Origin of the sequence: Mesobacillus stamsii (assembly GCF_030814065.1) — a bacterium.
Lineage (GTDB): Bacteria > Bacillota > Bacilli > Bacillales > Cytobacillaceae > Mesobacillus > Mesobacillus stamsii.
Genome location: NZ_JAUSUN010000003.1, coordinates 24,524 through 42,556 on the forward strand (window position 1 = coordinate 24,524; position 18,033 = coordinate 42,556).

General features: G+C 42.8%; 15 protein-coding genes. 1 reads left to right on the plus strand and 14 read right to left on the minus strand.

Annotated features, from left to right (window positions below; genetic code table 11):
- Positions 1–78: 78 nt before the first annotated feature.
- The 5 genes from J2S25_RS02815 to J2S25_RS02835 all read right to left on the minus strand — a co-directional run bounded on the left by J2S25_RS02815 (position 79) and on the right by J2S25_RS02835 (position 8,908).
- Positions 79–3,258 (minus strand): DEAD/DEAH box helicase, encoded by a 3,180-nt coding sequence (locus tag J2S25_RS02815; protein WP_307191191.1) that lies wholly within the window; start codon positions 3,256–3,258, stop codon positions 79–81.
- 290 nt (positions 3,259–3,548) lie between these two features.
- Positions 3,549–5,207 (minus strand): ribonuclease J, encoded by a 1,659-nt coding sequence (locus J2S25_RS02820; protein ID WP_307191192.1) that lies wholly within the window; start codon positions 5,205–5,207, stop codon positions 3,549–3,551.
- An 886-nt stretch (positions 5,208–6,093) separates the two neighbouring features.
- Positions 6,094–6,888 (minus strand): ABC transporter ATP-binding protein, encoded by a 795-nt coding sequence (locus tag J2S25_RS02825; protein WP_044391852.1) that lies wholly within the window; start codon positions 6,886–6,888, stop codon positions 6,094–6,096.
- Entirely contained in the window at positions 6,863–7,894 is a 1,032-nt protein-coding gene (locus tag J2S25_RS02830; RefSeq protein WP_044391850.1) for an ABC transporter permease, read from the minus strand. Before J2S25_RS02830 ends, J2S25_RS02825 begins: the two co-directional genes overlap by 26 nt.
- An 18-nt stretch (positions 7,895–7,912) precedes the next feature.
- The gene (locus J2S25_RS02835; protein WP_044391848.1) at positions 7,913–8,908 is read right to left on the minus strand and encodes an ABC transporter substrate-binding protein; all 996 of its coding nucleotides are present in this window, start codon (positions 8,906–8,908) and stop codon (positions 7,913–7,915) included.
- 269 nt (positions 8,909–9,177) lie between these two features.
- Between J2S25_RS02835 and J2S25_RS02840 the strand changes: the two genes are divergently transcribed.
- Positions 9,178–9,699: a gamma carbonic anhydrase family protein gene (locus tag J2S25_RS02840; RefSeq protein ID WP_044391845.1), complete on the plus strand. Its 522-nt coding sequence runs from the start codon at positions 9,178–9,180 to the stop codon at positions 9,697–9,699.
- Positions 9,700–9,739: 40 nt separating this feature from the next.
- On the opposite strand, the gene J2S25_RS02845 is transcribed toward J2S25_RS02840, so the two are convergent.
- From J2S25_RS02845 to miaA, 9 genes are all read right to left on the minus strand, one after another.
- Complete coding sequence (locus J2S25_RS02845; protein WP_044391843.1) at positions 9,740–10,414, minus strand: NAD(P)H-dependent oxidoreductase; 675 nt, start codon at positions 10,412–10,414, stop codon at positions 9,740–9,742.
- 230 nt (positions 10,415–10,644) lie between these two features.
- Positions 10,645–11,985, minus strand: a complete 1,341-nt coding sequence (gene glnA / locus J2S25_RS02850; RefSeq protein ID WP_044391841.1) for a type I glutamate--ammonia ligase — start codon at positions 11,983–11,985, stop codon at positions 10,645–10,647.
- Positions 11,986–12,045: 60 nt separating this feature from the next.
- The gene (locus J2S25_RS02855) at positions 12,046–12,450 is read right to left on the minus strand and encodes a MerR family transcriptional regulator (protein WP_044391839.1); all 405 of its coding nucleotides are present in this window, start codon (positions 12,448–12,450) and stop codon (positions 12,046–12,048) included.
- Positions 12,451–12,562: 112 nt separating this feature from the next.
- Entirely contained in the window at positions 12,563–13,834 is a 1,272-nt protein-coding gene (locus J2S25_RS02860) for a methionine gamma-lyase family protein (protein WP_044391837.1), read from the minus strand.
- Positions 13,835–13,861: 27 nt separating this feature from the next.
- Positions 13,862–15,121 carry a GTPase HflX gene (gene hflX / locus J2S25_RS02865; RefSeq protein WP_044391835.1) on the minus strand — a complete coding sequence of 420 codons (1,260 nt, stop codon included), beginning with the start codon at positions 15,119–15,121 and terminating at the stop codon, positions 13,862–13,864.
- A 118-nt stretch (positions 15,122–15,239) separates the two neighbouring features.
- Positions 15,240–15,470, minus strand: a complete 231-nt coding sequence (locus tag J2S25_RS02870) for a glutaredoxin family protein (protein WP_044391833.1) — start codon at positions 15,468–15,470, stop codon at positions 15,240–15,242.
- An 83-nt stretch (positions 15,471–15,553) separates the two neighbouring features.
- Positions 15,554–16,513, minus strand: a complete 960-nt coding sequence (gene spoVK, locus J2S25_RS02875; RefSeq protein WP_044391831.1) for a stage V sporulation protein K — start codon at positions 16,511–16,513, stop codon at positions 15,554–15,556.
- Positions 16,514–16,783: 270 nt separating this feature from the next.
- Positions 16,784–17,014 carry an RNA chaperone Hfq gene (hfq, locus tag J2S25_RS02880; RefSeq protein ID WP_044391830.1) on the minus strand — a complete coding sequence of 77 codons (231 nt, stop codon included), beginning with the start codon at positions 17,012–17,014 and terminating at the stop codon, positions 16,784–16,786.
- A 30-nt stretch (positions 17,015–17,044) separates the two neighbouring features.
- The gene (gene miaA / locus J2S25_RS02885; protein ID WP_439117482.1) at positions 17,045–17,998 is read right to left on the minus strand and encodes a tRNA (adenosine(37)-N6)-dimethylallyltransferase MiaA; all 954 of its coding nucleotides are present in this window, start codon (positions 17,996–17,998) and stop codon (positions 17,045–17,047) included.
- Between the last annotated feature and the right edge of the window lie 35 nt (positions 17,999–18,033).

The following is an 18,033-nucleotide window of genomic DNA, read 5'->3' on the forward strand; positions in this document are numbered from 1 at the left end:
CACATGCTTTTCATCCAAAACATAGGTGCTTGGAATCGCGATCCGGAAACTATCCCATTTATTGTTAACTCTTAGAAGCTACAACATAAGAATCTCGCGGATATCTTCCTCTGTCATGGTTGATGAGGACTGCTCTTCTATAATTTCTTCTATCATATTACGCTTTTTATTCTGGAGTTCATTCATCTTTTCTTCAATAGTCCCGCGAGAAATGAGCTTAATAACCTGGACGTTGTTTTTCTGGCCCATTCGATGTGCTCTATCAGCAGCCTGCTGTTCTACCGCTGGATTCCACCATAAATCATAGAGGATCACTGTATCGGCTCCAGTTAAATTCAAGCCTGTTCCCCCGGCTTTTAAGGATATGAGGAAGAAGTCACGTTCTCCAGAATTGAACTTTTCGCATGTTTCCACCCGATCTTCGGATGGCGTTTGTCCGTCCAGATAAAAATATCGTATGCCCTGATTTGCTAACTCCCTACCTATCAAGTGGAGCATTTTTGTAAACTGTGAAAAAATAAGCACTCTCCTGCCGGCATATCTTGCTTCAGCAACGATTTTCTTCAATTCTTCAAACTTAGCCGAGGTACCTTCATAACCGTCAACAAATAAGGCAGGATGGCAGCATATTTGCCGGAGCCTTGTCAATCCAGCAAGGATTTTAATCCGATTTTTCCTGATTGTAGCCTTATCAAGCTGCTTTAATGTTTGATGACGGAGCTTAGCCAAATAAGCTGCATATAGCTTTTTCTGTTCAGGTAGCAAGTCTACCATCTCGATCGATTCGATTTTCTTTGGGAGCTCTCCAAGGACTTCCTCTTTCATCCTTCGCAGCAAAAAAGGCTGAATCCTGCGAGCTATTGCTTTGCTTGTCAGCTGGCTATACTGCTTTAATCCATGAAAAAGCTCCGGAAAAACCACCCTGAAAATCGACCATAATTCTTCTGTTGCGTTTTCAATCGGCGTTCCGGTCAGCGCAAAACGGTGCTCTGCCTGGATATTCATGACGGCCTTTGCTGTTTGTGTCAGCGGATTTTTGAAAGCCTGTGCTTCATCAAAAAAAACAGTGTGAAAATGGGTTTTTTCGTACAAATGGATATCTCTCCTCAAAAGCATGTACGATGTAATAACCACATCAATTCCCGACATGTCGGTTAACAACCTTGTTCGTTCGGTCCTGTTGCCGTCGATGATCACAGCCTCTATTTCCGGGGTGAATTTCAGGAATTCTCCTAGCCAGTTGTAGACGAGGGACGAGGGACATACAATCAGGAATGGAAGGTTCCTATCTCTTCCATCTGCGAGTTCGGATGCAATATAGGTGATGCTTTGAAGCGTTTTTCCTAGCCCCATATCATCAGCCAGTATGCCGCCAAACCGATAACTCGCCAATGTTTTCAGCCATTGATAGCCCTGTTTCTGATAATCACGCAAAATAGGCTCCAATTTTTCAGGAATCTTGAATTTTGTTTTACCAGGGCTGGTCATTTCTTCTAAAAATTGCCGGAATGATTCTTCTGTTTTAAAGACAGATTCACCCTCGAAAGAATCCACCATCTGCATTCCGCGGACAATTGGCATATTTAACCCTGTTTCCAGGTCCTCTGCTTGAATTGGACCAGCTTTCAGGAAGCGCTGGATTTCCTCCCATTCTCGTGTTTCAAGCGACATAAGTGCCCCATTGCGCAAGCGGAAATACTTCCGCTTTTCCTCTAGCGCTTCAAGGATCTCACGAATTTGCTTTTCCGGTATTCCATTCATTTCAAATTTGAATTCTAGCCAGTTTGTCCGTTCTTTTTTTACTTTCACACGGATTTGCGGCCTGGCAGGCTCTCTGAAAATTCGGTTTCTGACAGCTGTAGAAGCATAAACCTGAGTCATTTTTTGTAACTTCGGCAGGACATGATAAAGAAATTCATATTCAAGTTCTTCATTATGCAAAAGATAGCCGCCATCTGTTTTTGCGAATGAACTGTCATCCAGCATTTCCATAATTTCTTCTTCTTTTTCCATTTCCCTAATCAATAAAAAATTCACTCTCGGTTCCCTTTGTTCGAGGGGATTGAACACCATGTTGCCGTACTGGAATTCCAGCCCTGCCAGCAAACGGTTATGGACCCGGTCCAGATAAAGCTTTGCAACTAGAGGTTCATTCAGGAAGAGCTTTGCGACATCGCCATGAATTTGCACCTCGCCAATACGGCGAAGGCCGGGAACGACTTTTTCGACAAAGAATCCCATTTGTTCTTGTAAAATTGGGATACTGTCTGCGTTAGACTTTGCAAGCATGTTTTTCAACTCACAAATTCTGCTTGAATCCTCCGTGCTTAGCTCGACCAATTGGGCATTCGATAGGACTAGATTATATTTGGTCAAGACAGTTAACCTATTGATCCCTGAAATTCTTAAAGCATAATCATGCCCTGTGCTTTTTTCAAAATTGAATTTCAGTGGAAGCGTTTTGTTTGTTACAGATAAATCGGCCAGATTTTCACTTGCTTCCAGTTTTACATCTGGCATCTTCTGAAACAGCGGCAAGAGTTGCTGCCAAAAGAATGGCGAAATGATCAAGATGGAATCGTCGTGGTCTTCTTCGATGACGAATTCAGCATCCAAGACAATTTGAGTAAGAAGCATGATTACTTCATCAGCTTCCGTTTGAAAACAATGAAGTTTCGGATCATACAGAAATCCATTTGAAAGCGTTGCTGGATTCCGATTAGCTACACTTAGCAAAAAGGAAGAAATATCCTGTACGCTGACGAAATCAATACTCATGGAAACACCAAGCAGTAGTTCCTGATTCCTGTTAGCAACCGGCTTAACCCTAAACTGAGCATGCAATACCTTCCTCGTTTCAAAGTGCCGTTGGTGGCCACTGGTTCTACGGGACTCTTCATTGAAAATAGCCAGCACTCCTTCTACAAGGTCCTGATTCGGTTCGTCCATCCTATTTGATAAACTTGAAACTCTCCGTTTTTGCTCATCGAAAATCGCCAGCAGGACAGAAGCTACATGCTGGCACTCATGTTTGACAGAGGAAAGCTTCGGACAAGTGCATTCAGTCTGGAAACGCCCATCTCCGCTTTTTTTTACAGTGACAGAGAAGTCATCTGCGCCTGTCACGATTGCTTTTACACGTTCAGAATGGTATTCAATAAACTTCACTTTATCCGCTCGGTAAAATGCATCCCCGCGCTTGAAGGAAACAGTTCCGCATAAATCTTTGATCGCTTTGTGACTCAGTTTGATATCCATGGCCTGCTCCCCTCCTGGCAGATGCGTGAATCAATAATTAATAGTATACTTTCTCACAGCATTTGTTAAGCAGGAATGTAAAAAAGCATGGAGAAAGCTCCATGCTCTAGTATTTAGTCAAGACGTGCTCGTCAAAGGAAACGAAGGAGAATCATCCTTCCATTTGCCTCACGTGGTTGCCCATTTCAAGCAACTATTTTTCAAAAATTTTTTAAGTGCAGATAAAAAGGAGAGATACTCCTGCAATAAGTGTTATGCCATAAAAAAAACAGAAACGAATTCACATCTGGTTAGATTTCAATAATTATCGGCAGGATCATCGGCTTTCTTCTCGTTTGCTGGAAAATATGCTGTCCCACCGCTTTTTTGATTCCCTGCTTGATGGCATTCCAACGATGGACATTATCCTCCTGCAATTCCGTTACCGTTTTAGCAACTAGGTTATTTACGTCGCGCATAAGATCTTCAGAGTTTTTCACGAATACGAACCCGCGGGAAATCGTATCTGGCCCCGAGATAATTTTCCGTTCCGACTTGCTCAAAGTCAGGACGATCACAAGCATTCCATCCTCAGAAAGCTGCTTTCTGTCTCTTAGCACGATTTCGCCGACGTCTCCGACACTTATACCATCTACATAAGTGTCACCTGCCGGAATGTTTCGAGTCTGTCTTGCTTCTCCATTTGCAAGATCAACGATGTCTCCATTTCTAATGATGAATGTATGCCCTTTTTCTACGCCAACTGATTCTGCAAGCAAGCGATGATGATGGAGCATGCGATATTCCCCATGGATCGGGATGAAATATTTCGGTTTCATCAGTGTCAACATTAATTTGAGATCTTCCTGGTAGCCATGACCGGAAACATGCATACCGGTCGTGCTACCTGAGCCGTAAATCACATTGGCTCCGAGCTTAAAAAGGTTATCAATGATTTTTGATACATCTTTTTCATTGCCTGGAATCGGTGACGCAGCCATGATGACCGTATCTCCAGGATAGACCGATACATCTCGAAAATTCCCGGTTGCAAGACGGGCAAGTGCTGCCATCGGTTCACCTTGACTGCCCGTACATAAAATTGTAACCTTTCCAGGGTCCAGCTGGTCGACAACATGCGGTTCAATTAGCATTCCCTCTGGAACATCGAGGTAGCCTCTTTCTATCGCAACATCTACAACATTCACCATGCTCCTACCAAGCAAAGCAAGCTTCCTGTCTGTTTTGACTGTCGCCTCGACAACCTGCTGAATCCTGTTCACGTTTGAGGCAAAAGTAGAGACAAAAATTTTCCCTTCCGCCTTCATGAATGCTTCTTCCAAATGACCGGCGACCATTCGCTCTGATGGCGTGAGCCCTATCCGCTCCGCATTCGTACTTTCAGACAGCATGGCCAGAACTCCTTCGGTTCCGATTCTTGCCATTTTATGAATTTCTGATTGTCCATCATTTGCTGGGGTCAGATCGAATTTGAAGTCTCCTGTATGGACAATATTCCCCTCTGGAGTGTGGAAAACAACCCCGAGACAATCCGGAATACTATGGCTTACTTTGAAAAACGAAACCTTTACCTTGCCGAAATTTAATTCTGAATCTGAATTGATTTTCTTCAGCTCTGTATCTCGCAACAGCTTATGCTCCCTTAATTTTAACTCGATCAAGCCAAGCGTGAAATTAGTAGCATACACAGGCGCTTTTAGCTTTTTGAAAAAATAGGGAATGCCCCCGATATGGTCCTCATGTCCATGGGTCACGATCAAGCCGCGAATTTTTTCGCGGTTTTCTTCTAGATAAGTCATTTCCGGGATAATCAAATCGATTCCAAGCAGACTCTCATCAGGAAATTTTCCGCCGCAATCAATCACAAAAATATCGTCCTCATATTGGATTACATACATATTTTTGCCGATTTCATTGATTCCTCCCAAGGCGAAGATCGATAAAGTCACGTCATATCCTCCTAAACCGTAGTCGATTTTGTTAGTATTGCCCACTATAATTCCGATTATTTCGTTTGGAGTAGAATATCTCATCTTTTCTATACCCATTAAGTAGATGGAAATCCGTTTATTGGCGAAAATTTCATTTTATTGGCGGAGTTCACCATTTTATTGGCGATAATGCTATAGTTATTGGCGATAAATTTTTTTTATTGGCGATAATTTATTTTTATTGGCGAATTGGAAAAAAATGCGTATTTTTTCCAGCAGTTTTTACACTCTCGTATAAAAGGCCAATTCATTCGGCCTACTCTTTCTATCTCTCGATCCAGGTATACAAGAATTAAACCATCCTTTTGGCAATCTGCTTCAGTCGTCCACGGAATGCAAGCATCAATGAGATGTTGTTGGAAGCAACTCTTGGATCCGCTTCGAAACCTGCTTTTGAACCGCTCGGAAGCAGACTGTCGGCTGCCTTATCTTCAACCAGCTGAACCCACTCCCGAGACTCGAAGCTATCGTTCAGAACCTACTTCCGAATCCTTCGCAACCAGTTGTTCGGAACCTGCTTCCGAACTTTTCGCAGCCTTACTAACTCTTTATCTTGCAAAAGCCAATCCATCTTGATCAGTTATTCAACCTGCTGGATCAGAACCAGTAACCGCCATTTTATTTACCACATTTTCCAGGGTTCGCACGCTCCCAACAACAGGAACAATTAACGCTTCAGCATTTTCCAGAACATTCAATGCCGTTTTTACACACTGTATCAGTCTTACTGAAGCTTGCCAGTTGTTCCTTGAGCAGATTGCCCTCCATTCTCCACAGCTGATACCAATTTCTGTTTTTAAAAAGACACAAAAAAATCAACCAGCATATAAGCTGGTTGATTTTTTTAGCTAAGCAATGCCCTGTCACTAGCCATTTTCGTTCCGCGAATACGCTGGAATTCTTTCAGCAAGTCTTCGATTGTCAGCTTCGCTTTTTGATCTTCATCTACTTCAAGGATAATCTGCCCGTTGTCCATCATGATCAACCTGTTGCCAAGATCTAGTGCCTGTTGCATATTGTGCGTGACCATCAGAGTTGTAAGGTTGTATTTATCCACAATTTCTTTTGTCAAATTGGTAATAAGTTCTGCCCGTGACGGATCAAGTGCTGCTGTATGCTCATCCAAAAGGAGGATCGATGGCTCGGTGAAGGTAGCCATCAGCAAGGATAGGGCTTGTCGCTCTCCACCTGACAGCATTCCGACTTTTGCATTCAAGCGGTTTTCAAGGCCAAGGTGGAGGGATTCCAATACTTCTTTAAAAAAATCACGTCGTTTCTTGGTGACTCCACGGGCAAGCGTCCGTCGCTTGTTCCGCGAAAAGGCAATCGCCAAGTTTTCTTCGATGGTCATGCTCGGAGCAGTGCCGGCCATTGGATCTTGAAAGACTCGGCCAATCATTTTCGACCGGTTATACTCAGATATATTGGTAACATCCTTTCCATCCAGTTCCACCCTTCCGTGGTCAGGGAGCATAACACCGGAAATGACATTCATTAAAGTAGACTTACCTGCCCCATTACTGCCAATTACGGTAACAAAGTCTCCTTTATTTAATGTAAGATTGATATTATCCAGGGCTGTTTTTTCATCTGGAGTGCCTTCATTAAAAATTCTATGAATCTGACTTAAGCGCAGCACCAGCCTTCCCCCTTCCTTCAGAAGAAACAACAACCATTTGCAGATTGTCAAGCTGTCTTTTGACCTTCCGCTTTTTCTCTCTATAGCTTTCGATCATCTTCGGAGCAGTCAGCGCCAGAATGACGATCACGGCTGTGATCAATTTCATATCACCTGGTTCAAGGAACTCCACTCTTAGCGCCAGAGTAACCACAATGCGATAGATAATCGATCCGCCAATAACAGCAAGCGTTGTCCTGGCGATTGATTTAGTTCCGAACAATGCTTCACCAATAATAACAGAAGCAAGTCCAATGATAATCATCCCAATTCCCATGCCAACATCCGCAAATCCACCCTGCTGGGCAATCAGTGCACCCGAAAATGCTACCATCGCATTCGAAAGACCAAGACCAAGAATAATCATCAAATTTGTATTGGAAGAAAAGCTGCGAATCATCCTTTTGTTATCTCCAGTAGCCCTGATCGCAAGGCCTACTTCTGTTTTTAAAAATGCATCAGTAAGGAATTTTATCGCAAATGTCACGATAAGCATGAACAGCAAAATTCCCCAAGTCTGAGGGAGGCTGTCTCCCAGTCCTACTGCTGTCAGCAACCCATTCATAAATCCATCGATGCCAGTTTTTTCGAAAAAGCCCCTTACGGAGGTCATTGCAGTATCGGTATTCAGCAGCGGCACATTTGATTTACCCATTATTCTTAGGTTGATAGAATACAAAGCAATCATCATCAGAATACCTGATAAGAGCGCATTGACTTTGCCGACAGTGTGAATCAAGCCTGTCAGGCTGCCTGCAATAAATCCCGCAACAAGAGCCGTCAACGTAGCAGCAAACGGATTAGAGCCATTCACGATCATAATCGCGGCAACGGCCGCTCCTGTTACAAAGCTGCCGTCTACCGTCAAATCTGGAAAATCAAGTATCCGAAAGGACAGGTATACGCCTAGAGCCATAATGGCATAGATAATGCCCGACTCAAATGCTCCAAATATTGATGTAAACAAGTTGAATCATCCTTTCCCTTATTCTTCGTAAAACTCTGCGTTGTCTCCCCATTCTTCCTTGACTACAACTCCTTGTGCTTCCGCAGCCTTTTTATTGATGGTTAATGTCAAAGATTTTGGAAGTTCTACAGGAATTTCAGAAGCTTTCTTGTCACCTGCTAAAATTTGAGCAGCCATAAGCCCCGACTGATAGCCAATGTCAAAATAGCTAAACCCGCTGGCAGCAACTGCTCCACGCTTCATTGAATCAAGTTCGCCGACAAACAATGGAATCTTCTTGTCGTTTGCGACAGAGATAACCGATTCAAGCGCAGAAACGACTGTGTTATCTGTTGGTATGTAAATTCCATCCACACGACCCACAAGTGATTCAGCTGCCTGTTTAACTTCAGCAGATGTTGAAATCGATGCTTCGACTACACTCGCTCCATTTGCTTCCGCAAGCTTCTTCACTTCCTTCAGCTGAACTTCGGAGTTCTGTTCACCTGCATTATAAATCACACCGATTTTCTTAGCACCAATTTCATTCGTCATGAAATCAATGGTCTTTTTCGTCGCTTCTGGATGGTTATCGGTTGTACCAGTAATATTGTCGCCTGGCTTGTCAAATGCTTCTACAAGGCCCGCTCCCACCGGGTCTGTCACGGATGTGAAAATGATTGGGATATTCTTTGTTGCATTAAGTGCGGCTACAGCGCTTGGAGTTGCATTGGCAAAGATCAGGTCCACCTTATCACCAACGAAATTATTGGCAATGGTTGCTGTATTGTTCATATCAGCCTGAGCGTTCTGAAAGTCAAAAGTGACATTCTCCCCCTCCTTGAAGCCTTTTTCTTCAAGTGCTTTTTTAAATCCGTCTGTTGCAGCATCAAGAGATGGATGCTCTGCGAATTGTGTCAAACCGATTTTGTATTGTTTTTCTGCTGAGCCATTGGATGTTTCCTTTCCTCCGCAGCCAGCCATTAGCAGAGCACTAGCTAAAATAAGAGAAATTGCTTTTCCTGGTTTTTTCATGGTAATCCCCCTAGATTTTTTTAAAAACCGGCTTTGATTTATGTATGTTTTATTATAAGGTCTTTTGGTTACTTTACCGCTTTTATGCATAAAAGTAAAGATGTATTTTATCATTTTTTTCTGATTTATTAACTTTTATCAAAAGAATGAGCATGCCTCATTTTATAGAAAGTTATGGGGAAGCTCTCCATACAAAATTCACAAAATAAGCCTTGATTCATGTTATAATTTTTTTATAATTAAGACAATTAAGATAAGGAGAGGCTCACATGATTCTATCTTATTTAGAAAAAAAACCTGCAGTTCATGAAACAGTGTTCCAAGCACCTGGAAGCTATATTATCGGAGATGTGAAAATCGGAAAAAATTCGACTGTCTGGTTCAATGCCGTTTTGCGAGGGGATGAAGATACGATTACAATAGGTGAAAGGTGCAGCATTCAGGATAATGTTACCTGCCATTTGTATGAAGGCTCACCTCTTGTTATTGAGGACGAGGTGACTGTTGGCCACAATGCAATTCTCCATGGCTGTACGATCAAGAAAAGATGTATTATCGGAATGGGATCGACAATCCTGGACGGAGCAGAAATCGGGGAGGAATGCATCATCGGAGCCAACACCTTGATACCATCGGGGAAGAAGATTCCGCCACGTTCTCTTGTAGTGGGTGCACCTGGTAAAGTAGTTCGGGAAATTGGTGAAAAAGATTTGCAGCTCATTCAGCTTTCCATCGAAACATATGTCCAAAAAGGCAAGGAGTATCGCGAAACGCTGGAAGAATCACAGTAACTGAAAAAAGCCTGGCATTAGCCAGGCATTCGAATTCCCTTTACACCCATTTAACGATGTCATCAAGCGGCCTTCTTGTTTTCGGCTTTGGCTCATTCATTCGGTAGCCAAACGCGCACATAACGGAAATGCCAAAATGCCCATCTTCTAGCAACCCTTCCTCTTCGAGCAGTTTGTTCATTTTTTCAAAATTAAACCCTTCAATTGGACAGGAATCAATGCCAATTTGCGCTGCTGCGGTCATCATATTAGCAAGGGCAATATAAGTTTGCCTGCATGCCCAATCAAAAAGCGGGCGATCCCCATCGAGCAATTGAAAATCAGACTTTTGGAATTCCTCGATGCGCTTTAGGTAATTGGCCATGAAATCTTCTGGCATCTTTTTTTTATTTCTGAAATGATCTTGCAAGTATTCAGAATCATATTTTGTGTCAAGCTTTGTTCTTGCGAGAATCACGACAAAGTGGCTTGCTTCCGGAAGCTTGCTATATGCCCCCCAGGCTGTATTCTTAATTTTTTCGCGGAGAGCTGCACTCTGAACGACAAGGAAACGCCATGGTTCAAATCCAAAAGAACTAGGGGACAGCTGCCCTATCTCGAGAATAAAACGAAAGTCCTCCTCCGGGATTTTCTTATTTGGGTCAAATTCCTTTGTTGCATGCCTAAAATGGAATGCATCCAAAATTTCTTGTTTAACCATCCCTTTATCGATCATCAATATCCTCCCTTTCCTACCATCACTTTGTATTAACTTATCATATTTTGATCCGAAAATTCTATTAAAAAAGAAAATTGCCGACAAACATTTTGATGCAACCAACGTAAATTTTCTAGGTAAAAGGGCACTCTGAAAAGAATTTTTTCTGTAGCAGTTTGTACATCCATAGAAAATCGTCCCAAAAAGCAAAAAACCCTTCATACCAATGGTATGAAGGGTTAATCTTGTTAGTACATGCTCATATACTGCTCGCGTTCCCAAGGGTGTACTTGTGTGCGGAACATATCCCATTCGATTTCTTTTGCTTCGATGAAGTGGTCAAGGATATGGTCGCCCAATGCCGCGCTGATGACTTCATCTTTCTTCAGCAGATCAAGTGCAGCTATTAGAGTTGGCGGCAAATCGTTGATCCCTTCCTCTATACGCTCTTCTTTGTTCATTACATAGATGTTGCGGTCAACTGATGCAGGAGGTGCCATCTTCTTTTTAATTCCATCAAGTCCTGCAGCCAGCAATACTGCCATCGCAAGGTATGGGTTAGCAGACGGGTCCACACTGCGCACCTCAATCCGTGTGCTCAGACCGCGTGATGCCGGAATTCGGATCAATGGAGAGCGGTTCTTAGCGGACCACGCTACATAACAAGGTGCTTCATAGCCAGGAACTAGACGCTTATAGGAGTTTACAGTAGGGTTGGTTACTGCAGTGAATCCAGAAGCATGCTTTAGTGTTCCTGCGATAAACTGGTAAGCAGTTTCACTTAGTTCCAGTTTTTCATTGGATGGATCATAGAATGAATTCTCGCCGTTTTTGAATAATGACAAATTGCAGTGCATACCAGATCCATTCACGCCAAACAACGGCTTTGGCATGAAGGTTGCATGCAGTCCATGTTTCCTTGCAATTGTTTTGACAACAAGCTTAAAAGTTTGGATTCGGTCGCATGCAGTTAATGCATCTGCATATTTAAAGTCGATTTCATGTTGGCCAGGAGCTACCTCATGGTGTGATGCTTCGATTTCAAAGCCCATCTCTTCCAGTTCAAGGACGATATCGCGGCGGCAGTTTTCCCCAAGATCTGTAGGTGCAAGGTCGAAATATCCACCATTGTCATTTAACTCGAGTGTTGGCTCGCCATTTGCATCAAGCTTGAACAGGAAGAATTCCGGTTCTGGTCCAAGATTAAAATTAGTGAATCCGATTTCTTCCATTTCTTTCAAAACTCGCTTCAGGTTTCCTCGAGGGTCACCTGCGAAAGGTGTGCCATCCGCATTATTGATATCACAGATTAAGCGAGCAACTTTCCCTTTTTCTGCTGTCCATGGGAATATGACCCATGTGTCAAAATCAGGGATTAGATACATATCAGACTCTTCAATTCGAACGAACCCTTCGATTGAAGATCCGTCAAACATCATTTTATTATCAAGAGCTTTTTCAAGTTGACTGATCGGAATTTCTACGTTTTTGATTGTTCCCAGAATATCAGTGAACTGCAATCGAATAAATTTCACGTTTTCTTCTTTTGACAATCGGATAATATCTTCTCTAGTGTATGTTTTCGCCATCCTTGCTTTCCTCCTACATCCTCTTTTTTTGTGCACGCAACGAAATTTACTAAAATACCTTTAATGAAAAAACCTCGACATGTCTCCTCTGTCTGTTGAACGATGGAAGCGGCCTGCCTGTAGCAATTCTTTGCGAAGCAATTTTCTTAAGTCTGCATCGGAAAGATTTGGCCTCGTTTTTTCCACATTTGACGTCTCCGTATCCTTCATGCGTGCCTCTTGTTTTACATGAAATAGTTTCTTGATGCCTGCCATGTTGACACCCTGATCAATCAAATCTTTGATTTCTAAGAGTTTGTCTATATCGTTTAAGGAAAAGAGCCGTTTGTTTCCCTCGGTTCTAGCTGGAGAAATCAATTCATGCTCTTCATAGTAACGGATTTGCCTGGCAGTCAAATCTGTCAGCTGCATGACAATTCCGATGCTGAAAAGTGGCATATTCCGGCGAATTTCACTACCGTCCATTATGATTTCTCCTCCCTTCCTTAAGATATTTTTATTATAATCAATGTAAGATATGTTGTCAAATGCATGTTAGATTTTCTTACATAAAAATATTCATCTTTTGTATCGTTCCCTATTTTACTAGGATTAAACCTTTCTCTATTAAAGAATCGACTGCAGTAAGAACCGCTATCTTCACATGGGAATAGGTCAAGCCACCTTGTACATACGCTGTATACGGTGGCCTAATAGGCCCATCCGCGGTCAATTCGATACTTGCACCCTGGATGAATGTACCAGCAGCCATGATGACATCATCTTCATATCCAGGCATATAGGCCGGGTATGCAGTTACATGGGAATTGATTGGGGATGCATACTGGATCGCCTGGCAAAAGGCAATCATTTTGTCGCGGTCATCGAATTGGACAGACTGGATTAAATCGGTTCGCCCTGCATCCCATTTCGGAGAAGAATTCATTCCTAAACGATCTAGCAATGCAGCTGTGAACACTGCTCCCTTTAGTGCCTGGGCAACAATATGCGGCGCCAGAAAGAAGCCCTGATACATTTCTTGTAGAGAGTACAAGGATGCTCCAGCTTCTGCACCAATTCCCGGAGAAGTCATCCGGTAGGCACAGGACTCGACATATTGCGCCTTGCCGACAATATATCCGCCTGTTTTAGCAATACCACCCCCGGGATTTTTGATCAATGAACCTGCCATCAAATCTGCACCGACATGACAGGGCTCCAGCTCTTCGACAAACTCGCCATAGCAATTGTCGACAAAAACGATGAGCTCCGTTTTGATTTCCTTCACAAACCTGATCATTTCGCCAATTTGTTCTACAGTGAATGAAGGCCTCGTTGCATAGCCTTTTGAACGCTGTATGCCTATCATTTTCGTTTCAGGCTTTATTGCTTGTTTTACTGCCATCCAATCGATCTCGCCTTTTTCTGTGAGACTAACCGAATTGTAGCTAATCCCGAATTCCTTCAAGGAACCATTCCCGGTTCCGCGAATTCCAACAATCTCCTCCAGAGTGTCATATGGCTTTCCAGTAATATATAAGAGCTCGTCTCCAGGACGCAGGATTCCAAACAAAGAAATAGAGATCGCATGCGTTCCTGATATGATTTGCGGGCGGACAAGTCCTGCTTCAGCACCGAACACGTCTGCGTATATTTTTTCAAGCGTCTCGCGTCCTGCATCATCATACCCATAGCCTGTCGTCGGGATAAAATGAGAGTCGCTCACGCGATGTTTCTGGAAGCTTCGCAGCACCCTGAATTGATTGGTATCGATTCGTTCTTCCAATTTCCTGTGTACTCCGGCAATTTGCTGCTCCACTTCCCTTACAAGCGGCTGCAGCAAAGGCCCGTTCTTCAATTGTGTAAACATGCTGTTCTCCTATCTAATATCTCATTTTCACTTTGAAAATCGCTTTAGCTGCCCTGTTATTTGATGGTCAGTTAAAGAGAATCCTTTGCATTCATAGTGTTGTTTTTCCTCATCAAAGCGGAGCTCACGGAGAATGGTGTCATTTTTCAGTTGAACCAGCAGTTTGCCCTCATCAGATGGCACCATGACATGGTAAGGCTCCATTAAACCTATAATAGACTGTTCCATTTTGATGAGCAGATTCTTCCGATCTTCCTCACTGAACGCACTGATGAATGCCGTCTCGTTCCTTGCGTTAGGCACGAAATCTTGATGGGCAATATCCCGTTTATTGTACACGGTAATCTGGGGAATTTGATGAACATCGAGATCCTCCAGCAGCTTGTTGACTGTCTGTTCATGGGAAAAATAATCCTCGTTCGACATATCGACAACATGAAGAAGCAAATCCGCTTCCCCCACCTCTTCAAGTGTGGAACGAAATGCGGCAATCAAAGTCGTCGGCAAATCCTGGATAAATCCGACTGTGTCTGTTAGCAGCGCAGTAAAGCCACTTGGCAAAATCGTCTTTCTAGTCATTGGATCCAACGTTGCGAACAGTCGGTTTTCCTCGAATGAATCTGCTTCAGTCAATCGATTGAACAAGGTTGATTTTCCGGCGTTCGTGTAACCGACAAGAGCAATTTGAAAAGCCTTGTTCTTTTTCCTTCTTTCTCTGTAACGATCACGATGCTGAACGATAACGGACAGCTGACTTTTAATATCATCGATCTTCTTGCGGATATGGCGGCGGTCCGATTCAAGCTTTGTTTCACCAGGACCCCTTGTCCCGATGCCGGCACCAAGCCGCGACATTTCAATCCCCTGTCCACTAAGACGCGGAAGCAAATATTGCAGCTGTGCAAGCTCAACCTGAAGCTTCCCTTCTTTCGACCTTGCTCTTTGTGCGAATATATCAAGAATCAGCTGCGTACGATCAATGATCCTCGCCTTCAATCCAGATGACAGATTCCGATTTTGGCTAGGGGAAAGCTCATCATTGAATATGATCAAATCCGGCTCAAGTTCGTCTACAAGTGCCTGCAGTTCTTCCACCTTGCCTTTCCCTATGTATGTAGCAGGATGGATCTTAGGCCGCTTTTGGACAATCTGCATCAGGACTTTTCCCTTCGCAGTTTCCGTTAGCGACTCAAGCTCCTCCATCGAGTATTGAAAACGAAGGTCCTCATCCTCCGTCGTCTGGCAGCCTACAAGAATAACTTTTTCAAAAACAGTATCCTGTTCCACATCGTACCCTTCTCTCCTTAGATAACTAAAGTAATCATACCAAAATAGATCGGCAAAGAAAAATACAGAGAAAATGAAAAAAGGATTCCAGTAGTACAGGAATCCTTTTTTCATTCTATTATTTCAGGAAGGACATAATGGAATTCGGATCAAATCCCAGTACCCAGTTTCCATTGACATTGGATTGTGGCACTCCCATTTGTCCGGTTGCATCCACCAATCTTTGCGCTGCGATCGGATCACGCTGGACATTCACTTCTTTGTATGAAAGTCCTTTATCATCAAGAAAATTCTTCAACATCGTGCAATAAGGACATGTGTTCGTTGTGTATACCGTAATTTCGTTCATTTTGCATTCCTCCGTTTCGTTTAATATACCTATATGGGTATATTAACAACTTCAAAAAACAATGTCAACAATATGTGCTGACATTATTTTCCCCTTCTGCCATCCGAAAAAACAAGGTCATTGCTCCTTAAAGTCATCAGTTCATGGCGATCATATTGGTTTTGCAGCAGTAAACGCATCGCCTGGGCCCTAATCGATTTTTCAATAATATTTCTTACGTATCGTCCGTTTGAAAAAGCTACAGCACTAAGCGTCGATTTCACTGTTACTAGATGTTCCCTCAGTTTCCGTTCGGCTTCATGGCTCAAGCTGTATTCTCTTTCTTTCAACATCTGCTGGCCGATTTCCATGAGCTGGTCGATGGTATAGTCAGGAAAATCAATAACCAGCGGAAATCTTGATTGAAGCCCAGGATTCAAGGTCAAGAAAAAATCCATTTCCCGCGAGTAGCCTGCAAGAATTAAGATGAATTCATGTTGCTTATCCTCCATATGCTTTACCAAAGTATCAATCGCTTCTTTGCCGAAGTCTTTCTCTCCTCCACGGCCAAGTGAATACGCTTCATCAATGAACAGAATTCCCCCCATTGCTTTCTTTATCAGATCCCTTGTTTTCTGCGCCGTGTGTCCAATGTATTCCCCTACTAGGTCCGCTCTTTCGGCTTCAATCAAATGCCCTTTTGAGAGGACATTCATCTTGAGAAAAAGCTTCCCAATAATCCTCGCCACCGTTGTCTTTCCGGTTCCTGGATTCCCTTTGAACATCATATGGAGAGCCTGTTTTCCAGCTCTTAGTCCTATCTCTTCCCGCTTTTTGTTCACATAGATCCAGGCATAGATTTCTTTGATGATTCTTTTCATTTCTTCCATACCAACCAGTGCTCCGAGCTCTTCTTCAATTTCCTTTAAAGCGGTATGCTCCTGCGGGATCGACTTTGGAACCAGCTGCGACTCTGGCAAATCCTTCGTCAACGCTTTTCTTTTTTGTGCATTTAGTACAATGCTGATTTGACCATTGTTTTTCTTGCGTAGCGGTTGGTCCAAAAATTACACCTCTCATTCTCAAAACAATAACAGCATAACGCTGTATAGGTGCCATTCATTCGGTTTTTTCAGATAATGCCAGACAATTTTATCTTGTCGTATTTTGTTGGTTTCCCAAGAAAGAAAACTCCTATATTTATATGTATTCAACAACCTTGGAATTCATTTTTAAAATAAACTTTTCATTTTCTTTTTCGCTCCCATACAGGACTATTGCAACTCCACAAGAAAAAACCCGCAATCAGCGGGTTTTCTTCTTTCAATATTAGATTAAGCCTGAGCTTCAAAATCAATTTGAACATTTTTTTGCGGCGCAAAGGTTGAAATAGCATGCTTATACACAAGCTGCTGTTTCCCTTCTGACTCAAACAAAACAGTAAAATTATCAAATCCTTTTATTTGGCCCCTTAGTTGAAAGCCGTTTAATAAAAATACGGTCACATTGATGTTATCTTTGCGCAGCTGGTTTAAATACTGGTCTTGAATGTTCACTTGTTTCATGGGTGGAATCCTCCTCTTTTATCTCTATTATTATGTATTCGCTTTTATATTAAGCTTTCCTTCAATAAAGAGGGAAATTTCAGCGATTTTTTTTCCCGCATCATTACAGTCTGTCATATCAAACCATTCCACATTCATCTTGTTTCGAAACCAGGTAAGCTGTCTTTTTGCATAGCGACGTGAGTTTTGTTTTAAATTTTCAATCGCTTCACTCAACAGAACTTTCCCATCAAAGTATTCGTAGAGCTCTTTGTAGCCAATTGCCTGGATCGATTGGCAGTCTCGCAATCCTTTGTCATAAAAATACTTTACCTCATCAAGGAGCCCCTGTTTCAACATAAGATCGACACGAAGGTTAATCCGGCTGTATAGCAACTCTCTCTCCATCGTTAGTCCGATGAGTGCCGTATCATACACTAGTTCTGGCAACTGATTGGCCCGCAGCTCGCCTGCTGTCTTTCCAGTGCAATGATTCATTTCAAGCGCCCTGATCACACGGCGGACATTATTGGGATGAATCCTGGCTGCACTTTCCGGGTCGATTCTTTTCAGTTCCTTATGGAGAGAGTTCGGGCCTTTTTCTTCTGCTTCTTTCTCTAGCCTCAGTCGGAATGCTGGGTCGGAAGGGGCCTCACTAAAATGATAGTCATAGATAGCAGACTGAATATATAAGCCTGTACCACCAACAACCATTGGCATCTTTCCACGTTCGCTGATTTCCACTATTTTTCTTCTGACAATCTCCTGAAACTCAGCGGCTGAGAAACTTTCCTCCGCTTCTTTCACATCGATTAAATGATGTGGGATGCCTTCCATCTCTTCGGGGCTGATTTTAGCCGTGCCGATATCCATCCCTTTATAAATTTGCATGGAATCGCCGCTGATTATTTCTGCATCGTATTTTTTCGCCAGTTCCATGCTTAATTTTGTTTTGCCAACAGCAGTTGGCCCAATTAGTACAAGTAATTTCTGTTTTTCTTTCAAAAAATTCACACTGCCTTTTTACGGATGGGTCCGAT

Bases quoted from the DNA above. Each gene is read 5' to 3' on its own strand.
- J2S25_RS02815 (WP_307191191.1), bottom strand. From the start codon at position 3,258: ATGGATATCAAACTGAGTCACAAAGCGATCAAAGATTTATGCGGAACT.
- J2S25_RS02835 (WP_044391848.1), bottom strand. From the start codon at position 8,908: ATGAAAAAACCAGGAAAAGCAATTTCTCTTATTTTAGCTAGTGCTCTG.
- J2S25_RS02840 (WP_044391845.1), top strand. From the start codon at position 9,178: ATGATTCTATCTTATTTAGAAAAAAAACCTGCAGTTCATGAAACAGTG.
- J2S25_RS02845 (WP_044391843.1), bottom strand. From the start codon at position 10,414: ATGATCGATAAAGGGATGGTTAAACAAGAAATTTTGGATGCATTCCAT.
- glnA (WP_044391841.1), bottom strand. From the start codon at position 11,985: ATGGCGAAAACATACACTAGAGAAGATATTATCCGATTGTCAAAAGAA.
- J2S25_RS02855 (WP_044391839.1), bottom strand. From the start codon at position 12,450: ATGGACGGTAGTGAAATTCGCCGGAATATGCCACTTTTCAGCATCGGA.
- J2S25_RS02860 (WP_044391837.1), bottom strand. From the start codon at position 13,834: ATGTTTACACAATTGAAGAACGGGCCTTTGCTGCAGCCGCTTGTAAGG.
- J2S25_RS02870 (WP_044391833.1), bottom strand. From the start codon at position 15,470: ATGAACGAAATTACGGTATACACAACGAACACATGTCCTTATTGCACG.
- hfq (WP_044391830.1), bottom strand. From the start codon at position 17,014: ATGAAACAAGTGAACATTCAAGACCAGTATTTAAACCAGCTGCGCAAA.